Genomic DNA, 17,281 nt, shown 5'->3' with positions numbered 1-17,281 from the left:
TTTCACATCCTGCAAAACCGCATGTTGGCGCAGATCGAGCCTGACCGGAGGCAAATTCCGTACCGGGCGATCCCTTCCAGTCGAGTTTTTGTTCCGCCGTGGTCGAGCGCCTGGCCGCCCAGCTTGGCCAAATAGACTGCATCGGACGTGGCTTGCGATCAACCGGCAATGGAGGCGGCAATGGGCATCGAACATCCGAAATACAAGGTTGCGGTGGTGCAGGCGGCACCGGCCTGGCTCGATCTCGACGCCTCGATCGACAAGTCGATCGCGCTGATCGGGGAGGCCGCGGAAAAGGGCGCCAAGCTGATCGCCTTTCCTGAAGCTTTCATCCCCGGCTACCCCTGGCACATCTGGCTGGACTCCCCGGCCTGGGCGATCGGGCGGGGCTTCGTGCAGCGCTATTTCGACAACTCGCTGTCCTATGACAGCCCGCAGGCCGAGCGCCTGCGCGAGGCCGTGCGCAAGGCAAGGCTCACCGCCGTGATCGGCTTGTCCGAGCGCGACGGCGGCAGCCTTTACCTCGCGCAATGGCTGATCGGCCCTGATGGCGAGACCATTGCAAAGCGCCGCAAGCTGCGGCCGACCCATGCCGAGCGCACGGTCTATGGCGAAGGCGACGGCAGCGACCTCGCCGTGCATGCGCGGCCCGACATCGGCCGGCTCGGCGCATTGTGCTGCTGGGAGCATCTGCAGCCGCTGTCGAAATACGCGATGTACGCTCAGAACGAGCAGGTCCATGTCGCGGCCTGGCCGAGCTTCTCGCTCTACGATCCCTTCGCGCCGGCATTAGGGGCCGAGGTCAACAACGCGGCTTCGCGCGTCTATGCGGTGGAAGGCTCCTGCTTCGTGCTCGCGCCTTGCGCCACCGTCTCGCAGGTCATGATCGACGAGCTCTGCGACCGGCCGGACAAGAATGCGCTGTTGCATGCGGGCGGCGGCTTTGCGGCCATCTACGGCCCCGACGGCAGTCAGATCGGGGACAAGCTGGCACCCGATCAGGAAGGCCTGCTGATCGCCGAGATCGATCTCGGCGCCATCGGCGTTGCCAAGAATGCTGCCGATCCCGCCGGACATTATTCGCGGCCCGACGTCACACGGCTGCTGCTCAACAAGAAGCGATACCAGCGGGTCGAGCAGTTCGCGCTGCCGGTCGACACCGTCGAGCCCATGGACATTGCGGCGGCGGCAAGCTGATCGCGGCGATCACGGGGAGGGCATGGCTATGGAATCCGCTATTCCTGCGCATCTCGAAACTCCACGCGCGCGCCACAAGCGCGTGCCGGACGATTACCAGCCGCCATATCCGTCCTTCGTGGCGCGCTACAAACCTTCGGTCGGCCGCGTCGTAATGGCCTATTTCGGTGTCCAGCATGGCGGTGCGGCACCGGCGGCAATGGAGGCGTTGAAAGAACTCGCAGGACTGTTCGCAATGGATGGCGGTCCGTCGCATTGGGACCGGGCAAGTTATACAGATCAGTTTGGCTCTGAGAATGTTGTCATGGTCGCTTATTGGGACGATCTCGCGCGCTTTGATGCCTGGTTCGCGGGGGCTCGCGAGATGTGGACCGGGCGGCAACGCGACGGCATCGGTACCTTCATCGAGGTGCTGCGTCCCGTTGTGGCCCGTCACGAGACGCTGTTCTCCTCGCCCGATCGGCCAGAAGGTATCGCCGTCGTTGCGGAAGGCATGAGCGGCGAGGTGCAGGAGCACGCCTATTGGGGCGGGATGCGCGACCGTATCCCGCTGTCGCAGACTGATGCGATGGCGCCTGGTGGCGCGCCTGAGCTGATTTGCGACGGCCCGCGGCTGAGAGTCGTGGCGCACGATAATCTCTGCCTGATCCGGTCCGGGCAGGACTGGAGCGATACGGAAGCATCCGAGCGAAAGCTCTATCTCGACGACGTCGAACCGGTGCTACGCGAAGGCATGGACTTTCTGCGCGATGATGGCCTCGCGATTGGCTGCTATGCCAACCGCTACATGCAGGTGCTGGCGGCCGACGGAAGCGCGAGCGAAAAATCCTACGGGCAGAGCTGGTGGAAGAGCCTCGCCGCGCTCGAACGCTGGGCGGAGTCGCATCCGACCCATGTCAGGATCTTCGGCGCGGCCATGAAATATCTGTCGACGCTCGGGCCGTCAGCCAAGCTGCGGCTCTATCACGAAGTGACGGTGGCGGCCGCCGACGAACAGTTCTTCGAATATCTGAACTGTCACCCGAAGACAGGCATGCTAGCGGCGGTCGAAACTGTCAGCACCTAAGCGACACAATGGCCGAGCAGCTCGGGATGTGCCGCGCAGATGTGATGCGCGCCGGCCTCCCGCAGCTCGGCCTCGCTGCCGTAGCCGTAGAGCACGCCGATGGCGGTCATCCCGTTGGTCCTGGCGCCGACCACGTCGTGGCTGCGGTCGCCGATCATGATCGCGCTGTTCGCATCGACGCTGGTCTCGTCGAGCGCGTAGCGAAGCAAGTCGCGCTTGTCGACACGCGTGCCGTCGAGCTCGGAGCCGAACACGCGTTCGAAATACGGCTTCAAGCCGAAATGATCGACGATGCGGCTGGCGTAGACGGCGGGCTTGCTGGTCGCCACGAACATGCGCTGACGTGTCGCTGCGAGCGAAGATAACGTGTCCGTAATTCCGCTGTAAGCCTCGTTCTCGAACAGGCCGATATCGCTAAAGCGCTCGCGATAGAGCAGCAGTGCTCGGTCGGCGAGCTCATCGGCTCCGGTGAGCTTGCGAAGGCTGGCAAGCAGCGGAGGGCCGATGCACCAGGTCAGTTCGTCCTCGCTCGGCACGGGAACGCCGAGCCGTTCCAGCGCATATTGGATCGAGCGGGTGATCCCGGGCTTCGGGTTCGTCAGCGTGCCGTCGAGATCAAAAAAGATTGTCACCATCGGGCATGACCGGTGTTGATACTGCCGTCTGTTGCTAGTTGGCTCTGGTTCCAAGTCAAGGTCCGATTTGTCCGATAGCGTCAATGCCATGCGAATAGCTCGGGTCGTTACTGTGTTGTGCCAGGCTTTGCTGCTGGCACCGGCGCTCGCGGAGGAGGCACCCTCCACCGATGCGCGTCCGAAGGCCGAGGAACCCGAGAAGCCAGCGGAGAAACCGAAAGATGCCCGCGAGAGCGACACGCGGGAGTCGATCTGCCTGATCGTGGAGGCGGCCGCGCGCGACAATAACCTGCCGCTGGAATTCTTCGCGCGCGTGATCTGGCAGGAAAGCCGCTTCCAGGCCGATGCGGTCGGGCCCATGACGCGCAGCGGCCAGCATGCGCAGGGGATCGCGCAGTTCATGCCGGGCACTGCCAGCGAGCGCGGGCTGCTCGATCCGTTCAATCCGGTGCAGGCTTTGCCGAAGTCGGCCGAATTCCTGAATGAGCTGCGCAACCAGTTCGGCAATCTCGGCCTTGCCGCGGCCGCCTACAATGCCGGCCCCCGGCGCGTGCAGGAATGGCTCGCCGGCACCGGGCCGATGCCGGAGCAGACCCGCAATTACGTCTATGCCATCACCGGCACCAGCGTCGATGCCTGGGCCAAGGCGGGGAGCACCGGCAAGGGACCACCGAGCTCGCCGACGACGAGCTGCCGTGATCTGATCGCGCTGCTCAAGCGTGCTCCCAATCCATTCGTCGCCGAGCTCGAGCAGCATGTCGAGCTTGCAGCCGCAAAGATCTGGGGCGTGCAGCTCGCGGCCGGCTTCGACCGCAACAGGGCGCTCGCGATGTATTCCCGGGCCGTGACGAAACTGAGCACCGTGATCGGCGAGCGTGATCCGAGCCTGCTCTCCTCGGTGATGCGCAGCCGTGGCACGCGCGCGTTCTATCAGGTCCGCATCGGCGCGGATACGCGCGCCGAGGCTGATGATCTGTGCAACCGCATCCGCAAGGCGGGCGGGGCGTGTTTCGTGCTGAGGAACAGGGGTGTGGCGGGGTAGGATGAGCCGTCATTCCGGGTTCGCGCCAAGTGCAGCGCCCCCGAATGACGGCGGTGAGCCTGGCTGTCATGCATGCCAGCCCCGCCGCGCCTTTCCTTGACGCGCGCACCCGTCTCGCTCGTTATGCGGGCACGATTCCTCACCGGCCAAAGCTCCCGTGGCGCTTCCTCCGCTCGATTCACCGCAATGGAATAGTCCCTGGCGCGCCTTCGCGTGGGGACTGCGCTCGATCACGCAGACGATCCTCACCATCGTGCTGTTCGTGACCTATCTCGGCATCGGTGCGCTCGCTCACGACACCCATTTCAGCCTGCTCTGGGCATTGTGCTCGACGCTGTTCGTCTGGGCAGGTCCGGCGCAGATCATCCTGATCACCACGCTCGGCTCGGGCGCCACCATCATCCAGTCGGCGATCGCGGTGACCGTCAGCGCCATCCGCCTGTTTCCAATGGTGGTCTCGGTGCTGCCGCTGATGCGCACACCCACGACCAAGCGGCGCGAGCTGATTTTCGCCGCGCATCTCACCGCAGTGACGCTGTGGGTCGAATGCCACCGCTTCCTGCCGCAGGTGCCGCGCGAACGGCGGATCGCCTTCGTCCACGGGCTCGGCTGCGGGCTCGTCTCCGTGTGCCTTGTCGCCAATATCGTCGGCTATTTCCTCGCCGCCAACCTGACGCAGACGCTTGGTGCGGCGATCCTGTTGCTGACGCCGCTGTCGTTCCTGTTCTCGACGGCGCGCAACAGCCGCGAGGTCGCCGACGTCGTCGCGCTCGTGCTGGGCATCGTGCTCTATCCGCTGGCGGCGAAGATGAACTCCGGCCTCGATATCCTCGTCAGCGGCGTGGTCGCCGGGACGATCGCTTATGGCGTGCACTGGTGGCGGGAGGTACGCGCATGAGCTTTGCGCAAGCGATCGGCGACTGGCACGCGCTGGCCGTCCTGTTCGTCGCCGGCGTCGTTCCCAACCAGATCTGGCGCATGCTGGGCCTGTGGTTCGGCGGCGGCATCGACGAGGGCTCGGAGCTGCTGGTCTGGGTCAGGGCGGTCGCCACCGCGATCCTGGCCGGCGTCATCGCCCAGATCGTGGTCCAGCCGCCGGGGGCGCTGGCCAGCGTGCCTGATGTCCTGCGCTATGGCGCGGTCGGTGCCGGGCTCGTCGTTTTCCTGCTGACCCGCCGTTCGATCTTCGCGGGCGTGGTCACGGGCGAAGTCTTCATGCTGGCCGGCAAGTGGTGGTTGGGCTAAAACCGCCAGCGAACAGCCAGGGAACAGGACATATGGTTCGCGAACAGGAGCTCCGCGAGGGCGAGGTCGCCATCGAGCTGCCGCCGACGCAAGATGCCGGCCTCGTCTTCATCGGCCGGATCCGCACGCCCTGGTCGTCGCGGCTGGAGACGCCGCGGCAGGGACGTCAGGACGGTCCGATCTGCCGCCTCGAGATCTTCGAGCCGTTCGTGCCGGCCATCAAGGGCGTCGACTTCTACAGCAACCTCGAAGTGCTCTATTGGCTCGACCGCTCGCGCCGCGACATCGTCCTGCAGAGCCCGAAGAACAACGAGAAGACCCGCGGCACCTTTTCGCTGCGCTCGCCGGTGCGGCCCAATCCGATCGGCACCTCGATCGTCAAGCTGGTCGGCATCGAGGGCAATGCCATCCTGGTGCGCGGCCTCGATTGCATCGACAACACGCCGCTGATCGACATCAAGCCCGACCGCTGCGAGTTCACGCCGCTGGCCGCGCCGCAAAAGGGTGATTTCGAGACGGGGTAATCCGTCATTCCGGGGCGACGCGAAGCGTCGAGCTACGGTGCGCAATTGCGCACCTGAGAATCCATCGGGCAGCAATGACGATGGTGAGATGGATTCCGGGTTCGCGCCAAGAGGCGCGCCCCGGAATGACGAGTTGATAGAGCTACCCCTTCAACGCCGCCATCAGCTTCGCCGCGTGCGCCTGCAGCACCTTATCGTCTTCCTTGCGGCTCGCGGGCGGCAGCATGGCGACGCCATCGTGGCGGGGCATCACGTGCATGTGCAGGTGAAACACCACCTGTCCGCCGGCAGGCTCGTTGAACTGCTGCACTGTGATGCCGTCGGCATTGAACGCCTTCATTGCGGCGGCCGCGATCTTGTGCGCGCCTCGGGCGACATGGGCGTAATCGTCGGGCTTGATGTCGAGGATGTTGCGGGCAGGAGCCTTCGGGATCACCAGCGTGTGACCGGGCACGCGCGGCATGATGTCGAGGAAGGCGAAGACGTGCTCATCCTCGTAGACCTTGTAGCAGGGCAGCTCGCCGCGCAGGATTTTCGCGAAGATGTTGTTAGTGTCGTAGGCGGTCATGGCGGCGGCTCCTCGAACGATTTGCGCTTACTGTCACCAGCCGTGGCGACGCGTCAAGGCGCCTCGTCGGCCGCTTTGCGGAACGGGCCGAGCTCGGCGAGCTCTCGTCCGGCTTCCGCGACATAGGCGCGCTCGCGCTTGAGGTAATCGTCGATGGCGCGGCGCAGGCCGGGATCGGCGATGAAGTGGGCGGAATGAGTGGTGCGCGGCAGGTAGCCGCGCGCGATCTTGTGCTCGCCCTGTGCGCCGGCCTCGACGTGTTTGAGGCCGCGCTTGATCGCGAAATCGATCGCCTGGTAGTAGCAGACCTCGAAATGCAGGAACGGGTGATGCTCGACCGCGCCCCAGTTGCGGCCGAACAGCGTGTCCGAGCCGATGAAGTTGATCGCGCCCGCAATCCAGCGATTGTTACGGCGGGCCATCACCAGCAGCACGTCCTCGCTCATGGACTCGCCGATCAGCGAGAAGAACTCGCGCGTCAGATACGGCCGACCCCATTTGCGCGAGCCGGTCTCCATGTAGAATGCGAAGAAGGCATCCCAGGCATCCTCGGTGATGTCCTTGCCGGTGAGCCAGTGAATGGTGACGCCGGCGGCCAGTGCATCGCGCCGCTCGCGCTTGATCGACTTGCGGTGGCGCGAGTTCAGCGTCGCCAGGAAGTCGTCGAAGCTCGCAAAGCCCTCATTGTGCCAGTGGAACTGCTGGTCGGTGCGCTGGAGGAAGCCGTGCTCGGCGAGCAGCTTCCATTCTGACTCCCGCGCGAAGGTGACGTGGACGGAGGAGGCCTTGCTGACGCCGCACAGCGCTATGAGTCCACTCGCCAGCGCCTCGGTGATACGCTCGCGATCGACGCCATCACGCACCAGCAGCCGCGGCCCCGTGGCCGGCGTGAAGGGAACCGAGACCTGGAGCTTCGGGTAGTAGCGCCCGCCGGCGCGCTCATAGGCATCCGCCCAGCCGCGATCGAAGACGTACTCGCCCTGGCTGTGCGATTTCAGATAGCAGGGCACGACGCCAGCCACGCGGCCGCCGAGCCGAGCGACCAGATGCCGGGGTCCCCAGCCAGTCCGGATCGTGGCCGAACCCGATTTCTCGGCCGCAGAGAGAAAGGCGTGGGAGACGAACGGGTTATAGGCGGGTTTTAAGATGTTGGCGGAATCGCCTGGAAGAGCGGATGAGGTTCCCGCGCCATGGCCATTACAAGCTTTGCCCGGATTCGCGCAGGCGTCCCAATCCTCGGGCGAGACTTCGCCGATGGACGGGACGGCCTCGAGCGTGATTTCGGATGATGGCATCGTGCCCAAGATCGTGCATTGCAGCAGCGACTTCAAGGGGTGGAGAAAGCTCGCTCTCGTGCCCCGGACGCAGCGCAGCGCTCCTTCAGCGGGCGCTGCAGAGCCGGGGCCCATGTGGCAGCGCGCTCGTCGAGAGATGGGTCCCGGCTCTCCGCCGCAACGCTGAAGCGTTGCAGCTTGTCCGGGACACGCGAGGTGCTACGGCACGAACCCCTCGAAGATCATCTGGTCCGCATACCGCCCGACCCGGCTCCGCTGCTCCGGGGTGCGGACGGTCCAGCCGAGCAGGGCGCAGCCGAACAGGTTGCGGGCGATCCAGGGGGCGGGGGCCGGCAGGTGGTCGATCTTGAAGGCGACGAAATGCGGCCGGGTTTGCAAGCCGTGGCGCAAGTACAGCATGCTGTCACGCTGCTCTTGGGTGAGGTTGGCCCAGTACTCGTCCTCATAGCTGCGCTGGGCGACGATGCCGCGCGGACGATTGGGCAACAGGTCACGTAGCGCCAGCACCTGGTCGGGATCGAAGGACATGCCGACAGCGGGGCCGTCATACGAGGCCAACACCTCGGCCATCCGCTTCACCAGCTTGCGATCGCCGCCGAAATGGCTCTTCACCTCGATTACCAGGGGCACACGTCCGGCGACCATGGCGCAGAGGTCGGCGAGCGACATCATCCGCTCGTCGGTGTCCTTGAACCTGACGGCCTTCAGCTCGGTCGCGGTCTTTGCGATCACCTCGCCGGTGGCCTCGGTGAGTCGGCCCAGGGCATGGTCGTGATGGACCATGGCCTCGCCGTCGGCCGAGAGCTGGATATCGACCTCGATCGCAAAATTACCAGCAATCGCAGCCTGCACCGCGCCCGGCATGTTCTCGACGATGCCGCGCGAAATGTCATGCAAGCCGCGATGGGCGACCGGCCGCGCTGTCAGCCAATCCGGAGCGCGCATTTGGCGTCAGGCGACCTCGAACACGCCTTCGACCTCGACCGCCGCATCCGCGGGCAGCGAGGCGACGCCGACGGTGGTGCGGGCGTGGCGGCCCTTGTCCCCGAAGGCGGCAATCATCAGGTCGGAGGCGCCGTTGAGCACCTTCGGCCCATCCAGGAAATCCGGGGCCGAGTTGATGAAGCCGCCGAGGCGCACCACGCGTACGACCTTGTCGAGATCGCCGAGCGCCGCCTTGACCTGGGACAACAGGTTGACGGCGCAGCCGCGCGCGGCTGCGGCGCCGTCCTCGATCGAGACGCCGGCGCCCAGCTTGCCCTTGGCGATCAGCTTGCCGGCGGGGTCGAAGCAGACCTGGCCGGAGACGAAGAGGAGGTTGCCCGTGCGCACAAAGGGCACATAGTTGGCGACGGGGGAGGGGGCCTCGTGCAGCTTGATGCCTTGCTCCGCCAGTTTCTGCTCGACCGTGCCCGCCATGTCCGACCTCGTTGTCCAAAAATCCTTCGCTCCGGCGCGTCCCCTGGATGGCCGGGCGCGCCCTGTTTCGCCCATCGTGCCGCCACATGCAAGCAACCGGAGGGGCTGCATTTTGTTGAGGCTGGCCGGCAGGTTCAACGTGGAGGGGCAATTTTACGTGGACGGCCTCAGTTGCGGCGCAATGGAACGGTCATTAAAATGTCGAATCTGCGCTTTCCTCAGGGAACAGACATGGTGCATCTTTTCCGGACTTCGCTCGGTGTGATGGCGCTTGCCGCGGCGAGTGTCGGCCTTGGCGGCGTAGCCGAGGCCGCCAACGGTCCGTTTCTCGCGCACCAGGCGCTGTATGATCTCCGCCTCGTCAAATCGCGCACCAATTCGGTCAATAGCGCCCGCGGCCGGATCCTCTACAATTTCACGGGGAACGCCTGCGAGGGCTATACCTCGGAATTCCGCCAGGTCTCCGAGCTCGACAGCGGCGAGGGCAAGGTCACGCTCAGCGACCTCCGCTCCAACTCCTGGGAGGACGCCGCCGGCAAGAGCTACCGTTTCAAGATCGAGACGCGCATGAACGAGGCGGATGCCGGCCGCGTCGACGGCTCGGCCGAGCGCGACGGCGACCACATCAACGTCAAGCTGAAGCTTCCGGCGCCGAAGACGTTCACGCTCGACGGCAAGATCGTGTTCCCGACCGAGCAGATCCAGCGCATCATCGCCGCCGCGAAGGAAGGCAAATCGCTGCTGGAGCTCTCCGTCTATGACGGCTCCGATGACGGCCAGAAGGTCTACAACACGCTGACCGTGATCGGTCAGCCGATCCCCGCCGACCGCGCCACCTCGTCCGATCCGTCGACTGCGGACGAGCACATGAAGTCGCTCAAGCGCTGGCCAGTCACCGTCAGCTATTTCGACCGCGAGGCCCAGCAGAAGGAGGGCGAGCAGACGCCGGTCTATGCGATGGCGTTCGAGCTCTACGAGAACGGCGTCTCGCGCCAGCTCATGCTCGACTACAACGATTTCGTCATCTCCGGCGCCATGGGCAAGTTCGACGTGAAGGACAGCAAGCCCTGTAATTGAGGGCTAGGTCTCTCGTCGCGAGCAGCGTCGTAGGGTGGGCAAAGCGGATCGTGCCCACGCTTTCTCTCGATAATCGTTGATAGATGGTGGGCACGGCGCAAGTGCGCCTTTGCCCACCCTACGAGATCTCTCTTGGTCGCTTCGCTCCTCGCAATGACGGGGCTAGCTCTCGTCACACTCTCCCGCTACGCTCCCTCCCAACCACAAATTCGGGGAGCCAGCCCATGCCGAAGCTCGACCATCTCCGCCCCAGCGGCCTGCATCACAATCCAGCCTATTCCCACGTCGTCACCGCGACGGGGGCGCGCACGATCTACATTTCCGGCCAGGTCTCGACCGACGAGGAGGGCCGGATCGTCGGCGAGGGCGATATCGCTGCGCAGACCACCCAGGTGATGCAGAATCTCGGCCTCGCGCTGAAGGCCGCGGGGGCGAGCTATTCCAACATCGTCAAGATCACGACCTTCGTGGTGAACTACAAGCCGGAGCTGCGGCCCATCATCGGCAAGGCCCGCTCGGCCTTCTTCGAAGGCATGGAGCCGCCAGCCTCGACGCTCGTCGGCGTCTCCGCGCTCGCTGCGCCGGAATGGCTGATCGAGATCGAGGCGGTCGCGGTTGCGGATTGAGGTTTTCCTGTAGCCCGGATGAAGCGCAAGCGTAATCCGGGAAGCCTGTCGCCACGGAGCACTGTCCCGGATTGCGCTCCGCTCCATCCGGGCTACAGCTGCTATGAGTGCTTCGCCTCTGACACCTCTTGTAGAGCCGCCATCGCTTCGTCGGCTCTGTCGGACGGTACGAAGAGATAGTCGTGGTGGAACGCCGACACGGCATTCACGCTGATGCCGGCGTCGGCGAGGCGCGCCGTGATTGCCGCCAGGAAGCCGACCGCATCGAGCGCGGAGTGAACCGTGAGCGTGATCAGGCGTGAGGCGAATTCGTAGCGCAGTCCTGCGCGTTCGGCATCCTCCAGCGGTGCTACGACGGTTGTGCCCTCCGGCTCGCGGAAGATCAGGAGCGGATCGACTGCTGCGGGAATAGTCTCGTCTGCCGCGATCGTGCAAAATACGAAGGTGCCCGGTCGCAGCTCCGGCTTCATCAGTCTCAGCAGCGCATTGAGATCGCGTTCACCCGTCATCACTCCTGCGCCTTCTCCGGGCCCTCATAGGCAATGCCGCGGATCACCGCGGCGCTGCCGAACTTCTTGCGCAGGCTGTCGACCGCGCGTTCGGCGTGGGCGGCGCGGCGGTCGAGCATGTCGGTGTCATCGATCGCCGAGCCCTCGCGCAGCGCGCTGACGCCGGCGCCCATCAGGCGGAAGGCGGTGCCGTCGATTTCCTTGGCCAGCATCTCGCGGCAGATCGAGAAGATCTTCGCGGCCAGCTGCGTCGGGGCGGCGATCGATTGCGAGCGCGTGCGCTGGCGGAAATCGGCGGTCTTCAACTTCAGCGTCACGGTGGAGCCGGCGAGTTCGCTGCTCTTCAGGCGCGACGACGTCTTCTCGCAGAGTCGCCACAGGATCTTCTCCAGCGTCGCGAAATCGCGGATGTCGGTCTCGAACGTCGTCTCGCTTGAAATGGTCTTGGCGCCGCGGTCAGGCTCGACGCGGCGGTCGTCGATGCCGCGTGCGAGCCGCCACAGCCTGCGGCCCTCGCTCGGAAACTGCCGCATCATCTCGATCTCGTCGGCCTTCTGCAGATCGGCGATGATGCGGAAGCCGCGCTGCACCAGGCGTTCCTGCGTCGCGGGACCGACGCCGAAGATGAAGCCGACCGGCTTTTCCGCCAGCATCAACCGCGCTTCCTCCTGGTCGAGCGCGGCAAAGCCTCTGGGCTTGTCGAGGTCGGAGGCGATCTTGGCCAGGAACTTGTTGCAGGACAGGCCGACCGAGACGGTGATGCCGATGTCGCGCTCGACGTCGCGGGCAAAGCGCGCCAGCACCTTGGCGGGGATCATGCCGTGCACCCGCTCGGTGCCGGAGAGATCGAGGAAGGCCTCGTCGATCGAGAGCGGCTCGACCAGCGGCGTCAGCGCCTGCATGGCCTGGCGGACCTCGCGGCCGACCCGGACGTACTTTGCCATGTCCGGGCGGATCACGGTCGCATGCGGGCAGGCTTCCAATGCCTTGAACATCGGCATCGCCGAGCGAACGCCATAGGTGCGCGCGATGTAGCAGGCCGCCGACACCACGCCGCGCTTGCCCCCGCCGATGATGACGGGCTTGTCGGCGATGTCAGGGTTGTCGCGCTTCTCGACCGTCGCGTAGAAGGCGTCGCAGTCGATATGGGCAATCGTCAGGCCGGCGAGCGAGCGGTGGCGGAAGAGGCGTGGGGAACCGCAGGCCGAGCAGCGCCGCACGCCCAGGTTCTGTACGCCCATGTCGAGGTCGGCCAGACAATCCCGGCAGAAGCAGCGGGGCCCGGCCGGCTCTGGGACGCTCACGGCACGTCGCGCTCCCAGGAGGGGTCACCGAGCGCATCGCCGAGGACCTGCCGCGCCGCGGCAACGTTGGTCGGGTGCAGTTCCGCCACCTTGGCAAAGGCCTTCACCGTGGCATCGTCCCGCATCACGAAATCGAGCACGCTGAGGAGGAAATTCGGGTCCGCGGCGGCGTTGCGCAGGGTCTCCGGACCGACCCCCGTCTCGGCCAGGAACAGGCCCAGCCGCTCAGGCTCGCCCGCGACGAAGGACAGGGCCTGAATCGCAACGATTTCAGCGACTTCGCGGGGGTTGTGAACAGGCTTTTTCACGGGGACGGTTTGCCTTTCCGTTAACTTTCAGTCTCTAATTTGGAATCATCATGCCCGAGTCTCGTGCTCAAGTCTTCCGGCCCCGGACAAGCAACTGGAAACCACATCGCAGAAAGTGGACCCTCGGGTTTAACGAAACTCAAGCGAATCTGAGGCTAGTTTGAATCCAGTTTTCGAAACGCCGGGAAGCGGCGTCTGAGGCGTCACATGTACCGGTCCTTCGGACCAATCAGGAGGGCGGGATGGCTAAGACCGTCCTGATCGTGGAAGACAACGAGCTCAACATGAAGCTCTTCCGCGACCTGTTGGAGGCGCACGGGTACCAGACCTCCGGCACCAGCAACGGCTACGAGGCGCTCGACCTCGTGCGCAAGATGCGGCCCGACCTCGTGCTGATGGACATCCAGCTGCCGCAGGTCTCCGGCCTCGAGGTGACGCGCTGGATCAAGGACGATCCGGAGCTGCGCGCCATTCCAGTCGTCGCGGTCACGGCGTTCGCGATGAAGGGCGACGAAGAGCGCATCCGCGAGGGCGGCTGCGAAGCCTATTTGTCCAAGCCGATCTCGGTCGGCAAATTCATTGAGACGGTCCGGCGTTTTATCGGATAGGAAGTGAGTTCACAGTGTCCGCGCGTATCCTGGTCGTCGACGACGTCCCCGCCAACGTCAAGCTGTTAGAGGCCCGCCTTTCCGCCGAATATTTCGACGTGATGACCGCCGCGAACGGCACCGAGGCGCTCGCGATCTCAAGGCGTGCCGAATGCGACATCATCCTGCTCGACGTGATGATGCCCGACATGGACGGCTTCGAGGTCTGCCGCCGCCTCAAGACCGATCCGGCGACGCACCACATTCCCGTCGTGATGGTCACCGCGCTCGACAGCCCCGCCGACCGCAACCGCGGGCTCGAGGCCGGTGCCGACGACTTCCTGACCAAACCCGTCTCCGACGTCGTGCTGATCGCGCGGGTGCGCTCGCTGACGCGGCTGAAGATGATGACGGATGAGCTGCGCATGCGCGCCATCACCTCGCTCGAGATCGGCATGCAGGCGCCCGAGCGCAGTGCGATCGCCGACACCGGCAAGGGCGGCCGCATCCTCCTGGTCGACGACCGCCAGTCCTCCTACGAGCGGCTGGCGACGATCCTCGCCGCCGAGCACACCATCGACGTCGAGCCGAACCCGACGGAGGCGCTGTTCCACGCCGCCGAAGGCAATTACGACCTCCTGATCGTCTCGCTCGACCTCAACAATTTCGACGGCCTGCGCCTATGCAGCCAGGCGCGATCGCTGGAGCGCACGCGGCACGTGCCGATCCTGGCCATCGCCGACCCCGAGAACTCGACACGGCTGCTGCGCGGCCTCGAGATCGGCGTCAACGACTACCTGCTGCGCCCGATCGACAAGACCGAGCTCTTGGCGCGCGCCCGCACCCAGATCCGCCGCCGCCGCTACACCGATCATTTGCGCGACAATGTGCAGAACTCGATCGAGATGGCGATCACCGACGCGCTCACCGGCCTGCACAATCGCCGCTACATGGAGAGCCATCTGGCGACGCTCGCCGAGCAGGCCGCGACCCGTGGCAAGCCGCTGGCGCTGATGATCCTGGACATCGACTATTTTAAGTCGATCAACGACAATTACGGCCACGATGCCGGCGACGACGTGCTGCGCGAGTTCGCGGTGCGGGTGCGCAAATCGATCCGCGGCATTGATCTCGCCTGCCGTTACGGCGGCGAGGAATTCGTCATCGTGATGCCCGAGACCGATCTCCATGTTGCCGGCATGGTCGCCGAGCGCCTGCGCCGCTCGATAGCGGGTGAGCCCTTCGCGATCCACAAGGGGGCGAAGCGCATCGAGGTCACGATCTCGATCGGCCTCACCACGCTCGAGCGAAAGGGCGAGGCGGTGGCCGACGTCCTCAAGCGCGCCGACACGGCGCTCTACCGGGCCAAGCACGACGGGCGTAACCGCGTGGTGTCGCAGGCGGCGTGAGGGCCGCCCGCACAAAGTTGCGAAAACAACCCCATGCACAGTAGCCGCCGCGAGCGGGATCAATGGGTTACCCGGGTGGCGAGATAATTTGCGCCGGCAGCGGCGTCGTTTGACCCGTCGGGCAAAACAGGAGCATATTGGTAGGGTCGCGAAATGGTCCTGACGGGTAGTCAGGCGCCCGCGCTTTCTCCACAAATCCCGGTGTCATTCCCCGCCTTGTGCGCAGTCGCGCACTGGAGCGGGGAATCCAGTACGCCGCAGCGTCTCGGGTCTAGCTTCACTGTCTCTGGAATACTGGATCACCCGCTTTCGCGGGTGATGACAGCGAGCGATCAGGCGACAGCGGTTAGTCTGGAGCGCGCTTGCTCCGTTTCTCCGCCGGCTTCGCATCCTCGCCAACATCCACCCCCGCATTCCGCAGCAACACCTTCGCCGCTTCCTTCGCGGCTCTGGCCATCGCCGGATCATCGCGCACGAGGTCCTGCGCGATGGAGCCGTCGACCAGCAGCACGAGCTGCGTCGCGAGCGCGTCCGCTTCGGCAACGCCGAGCTCGGTCAGGCGGTCGCGAAACCAGAGGCGGCGGCTTTCCTTGAAGGCGATCGCGATCTTCTTCACGGCGCGGTCGCCGGGGCCGAGCTCGGCGACCGCATTGACGAACGGGCAGCCGCGAAAGTCTTTCGCCGCGAAGCGTTGCTCCAGCGAATCGAACGTTCCGAGGATCTGCTCGGCGGGCGGCTTGTCGGAGGGGCGTGCGCTGACAAAGCGGCGCTCGAGATAGGCCGCGATCAGCGCGTCCTTGGACGGGAAGTGATTGTAGAGCGTGCGCTTACTGATGCCGACCTCGGCCGCGATGGTATCGACGCCGATGGCGCGAATGCCTTGCAGATAGAACAGCTTGTCGGCGGTCTGAAGGATCCGCTCTTTCATCGTCTGTGGGGCAGGCGGGGGAGCCATGCGGAGCTAAGCGTCCTGTTCGCTTGACAGCCGCTTCCATCTATAGCCTAAGTGCACAGGTCTGTGTACCCAAAAACATCGGCAAAAGCAGACGACGGCACGCGTGCCGCGCCCAAAAGGGAGAAGAAAAATGCCCCTGCTGCAGGTTCTGCGTCCCACCTTGCCGATCCTGATCGGCGCCTCGATCATGCTGACCTTGAGCATGGGGCTGCGGCAGTCGCTCGGTATCTTCATGCAGCCGCTGACGCACGACATCCACATTTCGATCTCGGATTTCACGCTTGCACTGGCCGTGCAAAACCTCGCCTGGGGCTTCCTGCAGCCGCCCGCCGGTGCACTCACCGTGCGCTACGGCTTCCGCCCGATCATGGTCGCCGGCGCGCTGATGTACATCGCGGGCCTCGCGCTGATGGCAACGGCGAATGGGCTTCTCAGCATCATGATCGGCGCCGGCGTGCTGATCGGGACCTCGCTCGCCTGCACCGCGGCGGCGATCGCGATGTCGGTGGCGGCACGTGCGGTGCCGGAGACGGTGCGCTCGACCGTGCTCGGCATCGTCTCCGGCGCGGGCTCGCTCGGCGCGCTACTTTCGGCGCCGATCGGACAGATGCTCAACGAGGGCTTTGGCTGGCGCGTCGGGCTCGCGGGCTTCGTCATCATGTCGGTGCTGATGATCCCTGCGGCCTGGTATGCCGGGCGCGTCGACAAGATTCCGTTGCCGAAGCCGGCGGCCGACGAGATCGATGATGCCACGGCTGCAGCCGCGGCGAGGACCGCGTTCGGCAATGCCTCCTTCGTGGTGATGACCTGCGCCTATCTCGTCTGCGGCATGCAGCTCGTGTTCCTCACCACGCACCTGCCGTCATATCTCGCGATCTGCGGCCTCGATCCGATGTTGAGCGCACAGACGCTCGGCATGATCGGCGGCTTCAACGTGCTGGGCTCGCTGTTCTTCGGCTGGGCCGGCCAACGCTGGAACAAGCTGGCGCTCTTGGGCGGGATCTACATCCTGCGCTCGCTCGCACTCGCCTGGTACTTCATGCTGCCGGCAAGCCCGTTCTCGACGCTGCTGTTCGGCGCGATCATGGGCTTTCTGTGGATGGGCGTCGGCCCGCTGGTCGCGGGCGCGGTCGCCGAGATGTTCGGCCTGCGCTGGCAGGCGATGATCCAGGGCCTCGCCTTCATGAGCCACCAGATCGGCAGCTTCCTCGGCGCTTACGGAGGCGGGCTGCTCTACGACGCGCTCGGCTCCTACACCATGGCCTGGCGCATCGGTGTCGCGCTCGGCCTTGCCGGCGGCATCGTGCAGGTCGCGTTCGCGCTTGTCAGGCCGTCGCAGCCGCCCACGCCAGTGCTGCGGACAGCGTAGGGCGGGGCGGGTGGTCGTTTTCCTTGGCCTTGCACCGCTGCCGTTCTCACAAATTTGCATTTGCCTCAAAGCGCTCGGTTGCTGACGTGCGAGAGAACTTTTCGTCGACTCGGCAGGCGGTCGTTCATGGGCTTGCCAATTTCGCG

The 17,281-nt window shown here is 65.1% G+C and carries 20 protein-coding genes; 11 read left to right on the top strand and 9 right to left on the bottom strand.

What is annotated here, in order from left to right; all coding sequences use genetic code 11:
* Positions 1 to 180: 180 nt before the first annotated feature.
* Positions 181 to 1,197: a carbon-nitrogen hydrolase family protein gene (locus I6F21_RS31750; protein WP_225140138.1), complete on the top strand. Its 1,017-nt coding sequence runs from the start codon at positions 181 to 183 to the stop codon at positions 1,195 to 1,197.
* 28 nt (positions 1,198 to 1,225) lie between these two features.
* Positions 1,226 to 2,263 carry a phenylacetaldoxime dehydratase family protein gene (locus I6F21_RS31745; protein WP_225140137.1) on the top strand — a complete coding sequence of 346 codons (1,038 nt, stop codon included), beginning with the start codon at positions 1,226 to 1,228 and terminating at the stop codon, positions 2,261 to 2,263.
* Here I6F21_RS31745 and I6F21_RS31740 read toward each other — a convergent pair.
* Positions 2,260 to 2,898 (bottom strand): HAD family hydrolase, encoded by a 639-nt coding sequence (locus tag I6F21_RS31740; RefSeq protein ID WP_036015178.1) that lies wholly within the window; start codon positions 2,896 to 2,898, stop codon positions 2,260 to 2,262. The genes I6F21_RS31745 and I6F21_RS31740 overlap by 4 nt on opposite strands.
* Positions 2,899 to 2,986: 88 nt before the next feature.
* On the opposite strand from I6F21_RS31740, the gene I6F21_RS31735 reads away from it, so the two are divergent.
* The 4 genes from I6F21_RS31735 (at position 2,987) to tsaA (ending at position 5,709) form a co-directional block, all read left to right on the top strand.
* Positions 2,987 to 3,940 carry a lytic transglycosylase domain-containing protein gene (locus tag I6F21_RS31735; RefSeq protein ID WP_225140136.1) on the top strand — a complete coding sequence of 318 codons (954 nt, stop codon included), beginning with the start codon at positions 2,987 to 2,989 and terminating at the stop codon, positions 3,938 to 3,940.
* A 157-nt stretch (positions 3,941 to 4,097) separates the two neighbouring features.
* On the top strand, positions 4,098 to 4,838 hold the full coding sequence (locus tag I6F21_RS31730; RefSeq protein WP_036039333.1) for an AzlC family ABC transporter permease: 741 nt from the start codon (positions 4,098 to 4,100) through the stop codon (positions 4,836 to 4,838).
* Positions 4,835 to 5,185 (top strand): AzlD domain-containing protein, encoded by a 351-nt coding sequence (locus I6F21_RS31725; RefSeq protein WP_036015173.1) that lies wholly within the window; start codon positions 4,835 to 4,837, stop codon positions 5,183 to 5,185. Before I6F21_RS31730 ends, I6F21_RS31725 begins: the two co-directional genes overlap by 4 nt.
* A 32-nt stretch (positions 5,186 to 5,217) precedes the next feature.
* On the top strand, positions 5,218 to 5,709 hold the full coding sequence (tsaA, locus tag I6F21_RS31720) for a tRNA (N6-threonylcarbamoyladenosine(37)-N6)-methyltransferase TrmO (protein ID WP_036015171.1): 492 nt from the start codon (positions 5,218 to 5,220) through the stop codon (positions 5,707 to 5,709).
* Between the two features lie 142 nt (positions 5,710 to 5,851).
* Here tsaA and I6F21_RS31715 read toward each other — a convergent pair whose 3' ends face one another.
* The 4 genes from I6F21_RS31715 to I6F21_RS31700 all read right to left on the bottom strand — a co-directional run bounded on the left by I6F21_RS31715 (position 5,852) and on the right by I6F21_RS31700 (position 8,991).
* A complete protein-coding gene (locus I6F21_RS31715; protein WP_225140135.1) occupies positions 5,852 to 6,277 on the bottom strand; it encodes an HIT family protein in 426 nt (141 codons plus the stop codon).
* 53 nt (positions 6,278 to 6,330) lie between these two features.
* Entirely contained in the window at positions 6,331 to 7,572 is a 1,242-nt protein-coding gene (locus tag I6F21_RS31710) for a GNAT family N-acetyltransferase (protein ID WP_225140134.1), read from the bottom strand.
* Positions 7,573 to 7,770: 198 nt separating this feature from the next.
* Positions 7,771 to 8,517 carry a glycerophosphodiester phosphodiesterase gene (locus I6F21_RS31705; protein ID WP_225140133.1) on the bottom strand — a complete coding sequence of 249 codons (747 nt, stop codon included), beginning with the start codon at positions 8,515 to 8,517 and terminating at the stop codon, positions 7,771 to 7,773.
* Between the two features lie 6 nt (positions 8,518 to 8,523).
* Complete coding sequence (locus I6F21_RS31700; protein ID WP_225140132.1) at positions 8,524 to 8,991, bottom strand: RidA family protein; 468 nt, start codon at positions 8,989 to 8,991, stop codon at positions 8,524 to 8,526.
* A gap of 231 nt (positions 8,992 to 9,222) precedes the next feature.
* On the opposite strand from I6F21_RS31700, the gene I6F21_RS31695 reads away from it, so the two are divergent.
* On the top strand, positions 9,223 to 10,068 hold the full coding sequence (locus I6F21_RS31695) for a cell envelope integrity EipB family protein (RefSeq protein WP_225140131.1): 846 nt from the start codon (positions 9,223 to 9,225) through the stop codon (positions 10,066 to 10,068).
* 224 nt (positions 10,069 to 10,292) lie between these two features.
* A complete protein-coding gene (locus I6F21_RS31690) occupies positions 10,293 to 10,694 on the top strand; it encodes a RidA family protein (RefSeq protein ID WP_018646938.1) in 402 nt (133 codons plus the stop codon).
* Between the two features lie 101 nt (positions 10,695 to 10,795).
* Here I6F21_RS31690 and I6F21_RS31685 read toward each other — a convergent pair whose 3' ends face one another.
* Genes I6F21_RS31685 through I6F21_RS31675 form a run of 3 tightly spaced genes read right to left on the bottom strand, consistent with a single transcriptional unit; the run spans position 10,796 to position 12,815 of the window.
* Entirely contained in the window at positions 10,796 to 11,203 is a 408-nt protein-coding gene (locus I6F21_RS31685; RefSeq protein ID WP_225140130.1) for an ACT domain-containing protein, read from the bottom strand.
* Positions 11,203 to 12,507 carry a DNA polymerase IV gene (locus tag I6F21_RS31680; protein ID WP_225140129.1) on the bottom strand — a complete coding sequence of 435 codons (1,305 nt, stop codon included), beginning with the start codon at positions 12,505 to 12,507 and terminating at the stop codon, positions 11,203 to 11,205. Before I6F21_RS31680 ends, I6F21_RS31685 begins: the two co-directional genes overlap by 1 nt.
* Positions 12,504 to 12,815, bottom strand: a complete 312-nt coding sequence (locus I6F21_RS31675; protein WP_036015155.1) for a DUF3572 domain-containing protein — start codon at positions 12,813 to 12,815, stop codon at positions 12,504 to 12,506. Before I6F21_RS31675 ends, I6F21_RS31680 begins: the two co-directional genes overlap by 4 nt.
* 242 nt (positions 12,816 to 13,057) lie before the next feature.
* On the opposite strand from I6F21_RS31675, the gene I6F21_RS31670 reads away from it, so the two are divergent.
* Positions 13,058 to 13,423 (top strand): response regulator, encoded by a 366-nt coding sequence (locus I6F21_RS31670; RefSeq protein WP_008566616.1) that lies wholly within the window; start codon positions 13,058 to 13,060, stop codon positions 13,421 to 13,423.
* A gap of 14 nt (positions 13,424 to 13,437) precedes the next feature.
* A complete protein-coding gene (locus tag I6F21_RS31665) occupies positions 13,438 to 14,811 on the top strand; it encodes a PleD family two-component system response regulator (protein WP_036025582.1) in 1,374 nt (457 codons plus the stop codon).
* Positions 14,812 to 15,157: 346 nt separating this feature from the next.
* On the opposite strand, the gene I6F21_RS31660 is transcribed toward I6F21_RS31665, so the two are convergent.
* Positions 15,158 to 15,766: a TetR/AcrR family transcriptional regulator gene (locus I6F21_RS31660; RefSeq protein WP_346656737.1), complete on the bottom strand. Its 609-nt coding sequence runs from the start codon at positions 15,764 to 15,766 to the stop codon at positions 15,158 to 15,160.
* A 130-nt stretch (positions 15,767 to 15,896) separates the two neighbouring features.
* Here I6F21_RS31660 and I6F21_RS31655 point away from each other — a divergent pair, with 130 nt between their 5' ends.
* Positions 15,897 to 17,135, top strand: a complete 1,239-nt coding sequence (locus I6F21_RS31655; RefSeq protein WP_057029789.1) for an MFS transporter — start codon at positions 15,897 to 15,899, stop codon at positions 17,133 to 17,135.
* The last annotated feature ends 146 nt before the right edge of the window (positions 17,136 to 17,281 follow it).

The sequence above is a fragment of the Bradyrhizobium sp. NBAIM03 genome, assembly GCF_020194055.1.
Lineage (GTDB): Bacteria > Pseudomonadota > Alphaproteobacteria > Rhizobiales > Xanthobacteraceae > Bradyrhizobium > Bradyrhizobium yuanmingense.
This window is presented reverse-complemented; position numbering and strand designations above follow the sequence as displayed.

What these genes read in the sequence shown, in the direction of transcription:
- I6F21_RS31750 (WP_225140138.1), top strand. Translation starts at nt 181, where the DNA reads ATGGGCATCGAACATCCGAAATACAAGGTTGCGGTGGTGCAGGCGGCA.
- I6F21_RS31745 (WP_225140137.1), top strand. Translation starts at nt 1,226, where the DNA reads ATGGAATCCGCTATTCCTGCGCATCTCGAAACTCCACGCGCGCGCCAC.
- I6F21_RS31740 (WP_036015178.1), bottom strand. Translation starts at nt 2,898, where the DNA reads ATGGTGACAATCTTTTTTGATCTCGACGGCACGCTGACGAACCCGAAG.
- I6F21_RS31735 (WP_225140136.1), top strand. Translation starts at nt 2,987, where the DNA reads ATGCGAATAGCTCGGGTCGTTACTGTGTTGTGCCAGGCTTTGCTGCTG.
- I6F21_RS31725 (WP_036015173.1), top strand. Translation starts at nt 4,835, where the DNA reads ATGAGCTTTGCGCAAGCGATCGGCGACTGGCACGCGCTGGCCGTCCTG.
- tsaA (WP_036015171.1), top strand. Translation starts at nt 5,218, where the DNA reads ATGGTTCGCGAACAGGAGCTCCGCGAGGGCGAGGTCGCCATCGAGCTG.
- I6F21_RS31715 (WP_225140135.1), bottom strand. Translation starts at nt 6,277, where the DNA reads ATGACCGCCTACGACACTAACAACATCTTCGCGAAAATCCTGCGCGGC.
- I6F21_RS31710 (WP_225140134.1), bottom strand. Translation starts at nt 7,572, where the DNA reads ATGCCATCATCCGAAATCACGCTCGAGGCCGTCCCGTCCATCGGCGAA.
- I6F21_RS31705 (WP_225140133.1), bottom strand. Translation starts at nt 8,517, where the DNA reads ATGCGCGCTCCGGATTGGCTGACAGCGCGGCCGGTCGCCCATCGCGGC.
- I6F21_RS31700 (WP_225140132.1), bottom strand. Translation starts at nt 8,991, where the DNA reads ATGGCGGGCACGGTCGAGCAGAAACTGGCGGAGCAAGGCATCAAGCTG.
- I6F21_RS31695 (WP_225140131.1), top strand. Translation starts at nt 9,223, where the DNA reads ATGGTGCATCTTTTCCGGACTTCGCTCGGTGTGATGGCGCTTGCCGCG.
- I6F21_RS31690 (WP_018646938.1), top strand. Translation starts at nt 10,293, where the DNA reads ATGCCGAAGCTCGACCATCTCCGCCCCAGCGGCCTGCATCACAATCCA.
- I6F21_RS31685 (WP_225140130.1), bottom strand. Translation starts at nt 11,203, where the DNA reads ATGACGGGTGAACGCGATCTCAATGCGCTGCTGAGACTGATGAAGCCG.
- I6F21_RS31670 (WP_008566616.1), top strand. Translation starts at nt 13,058, where the DNA reads ATGGCTAAGACCGTCCTGATCGTGGAAGACAACGAGCTCAACATGAAG.
- I6F21_RS31660 (WP_346656737.1), bottom strand. Translation starts at nt 15,766, where the DNA reads ATGGCTCCCCCGCCTGCCCCACAGACGATGAAAGAGCGGATCCTTCAG.
- I6F21_RS31655 (WP_057029789.1), top strand. Translation starts at nt 15,897, where the DNA reads ATGCCCCTGCTGCAGGTTCTGCGTCCCACCTTGCCGATCCTGATCGGC.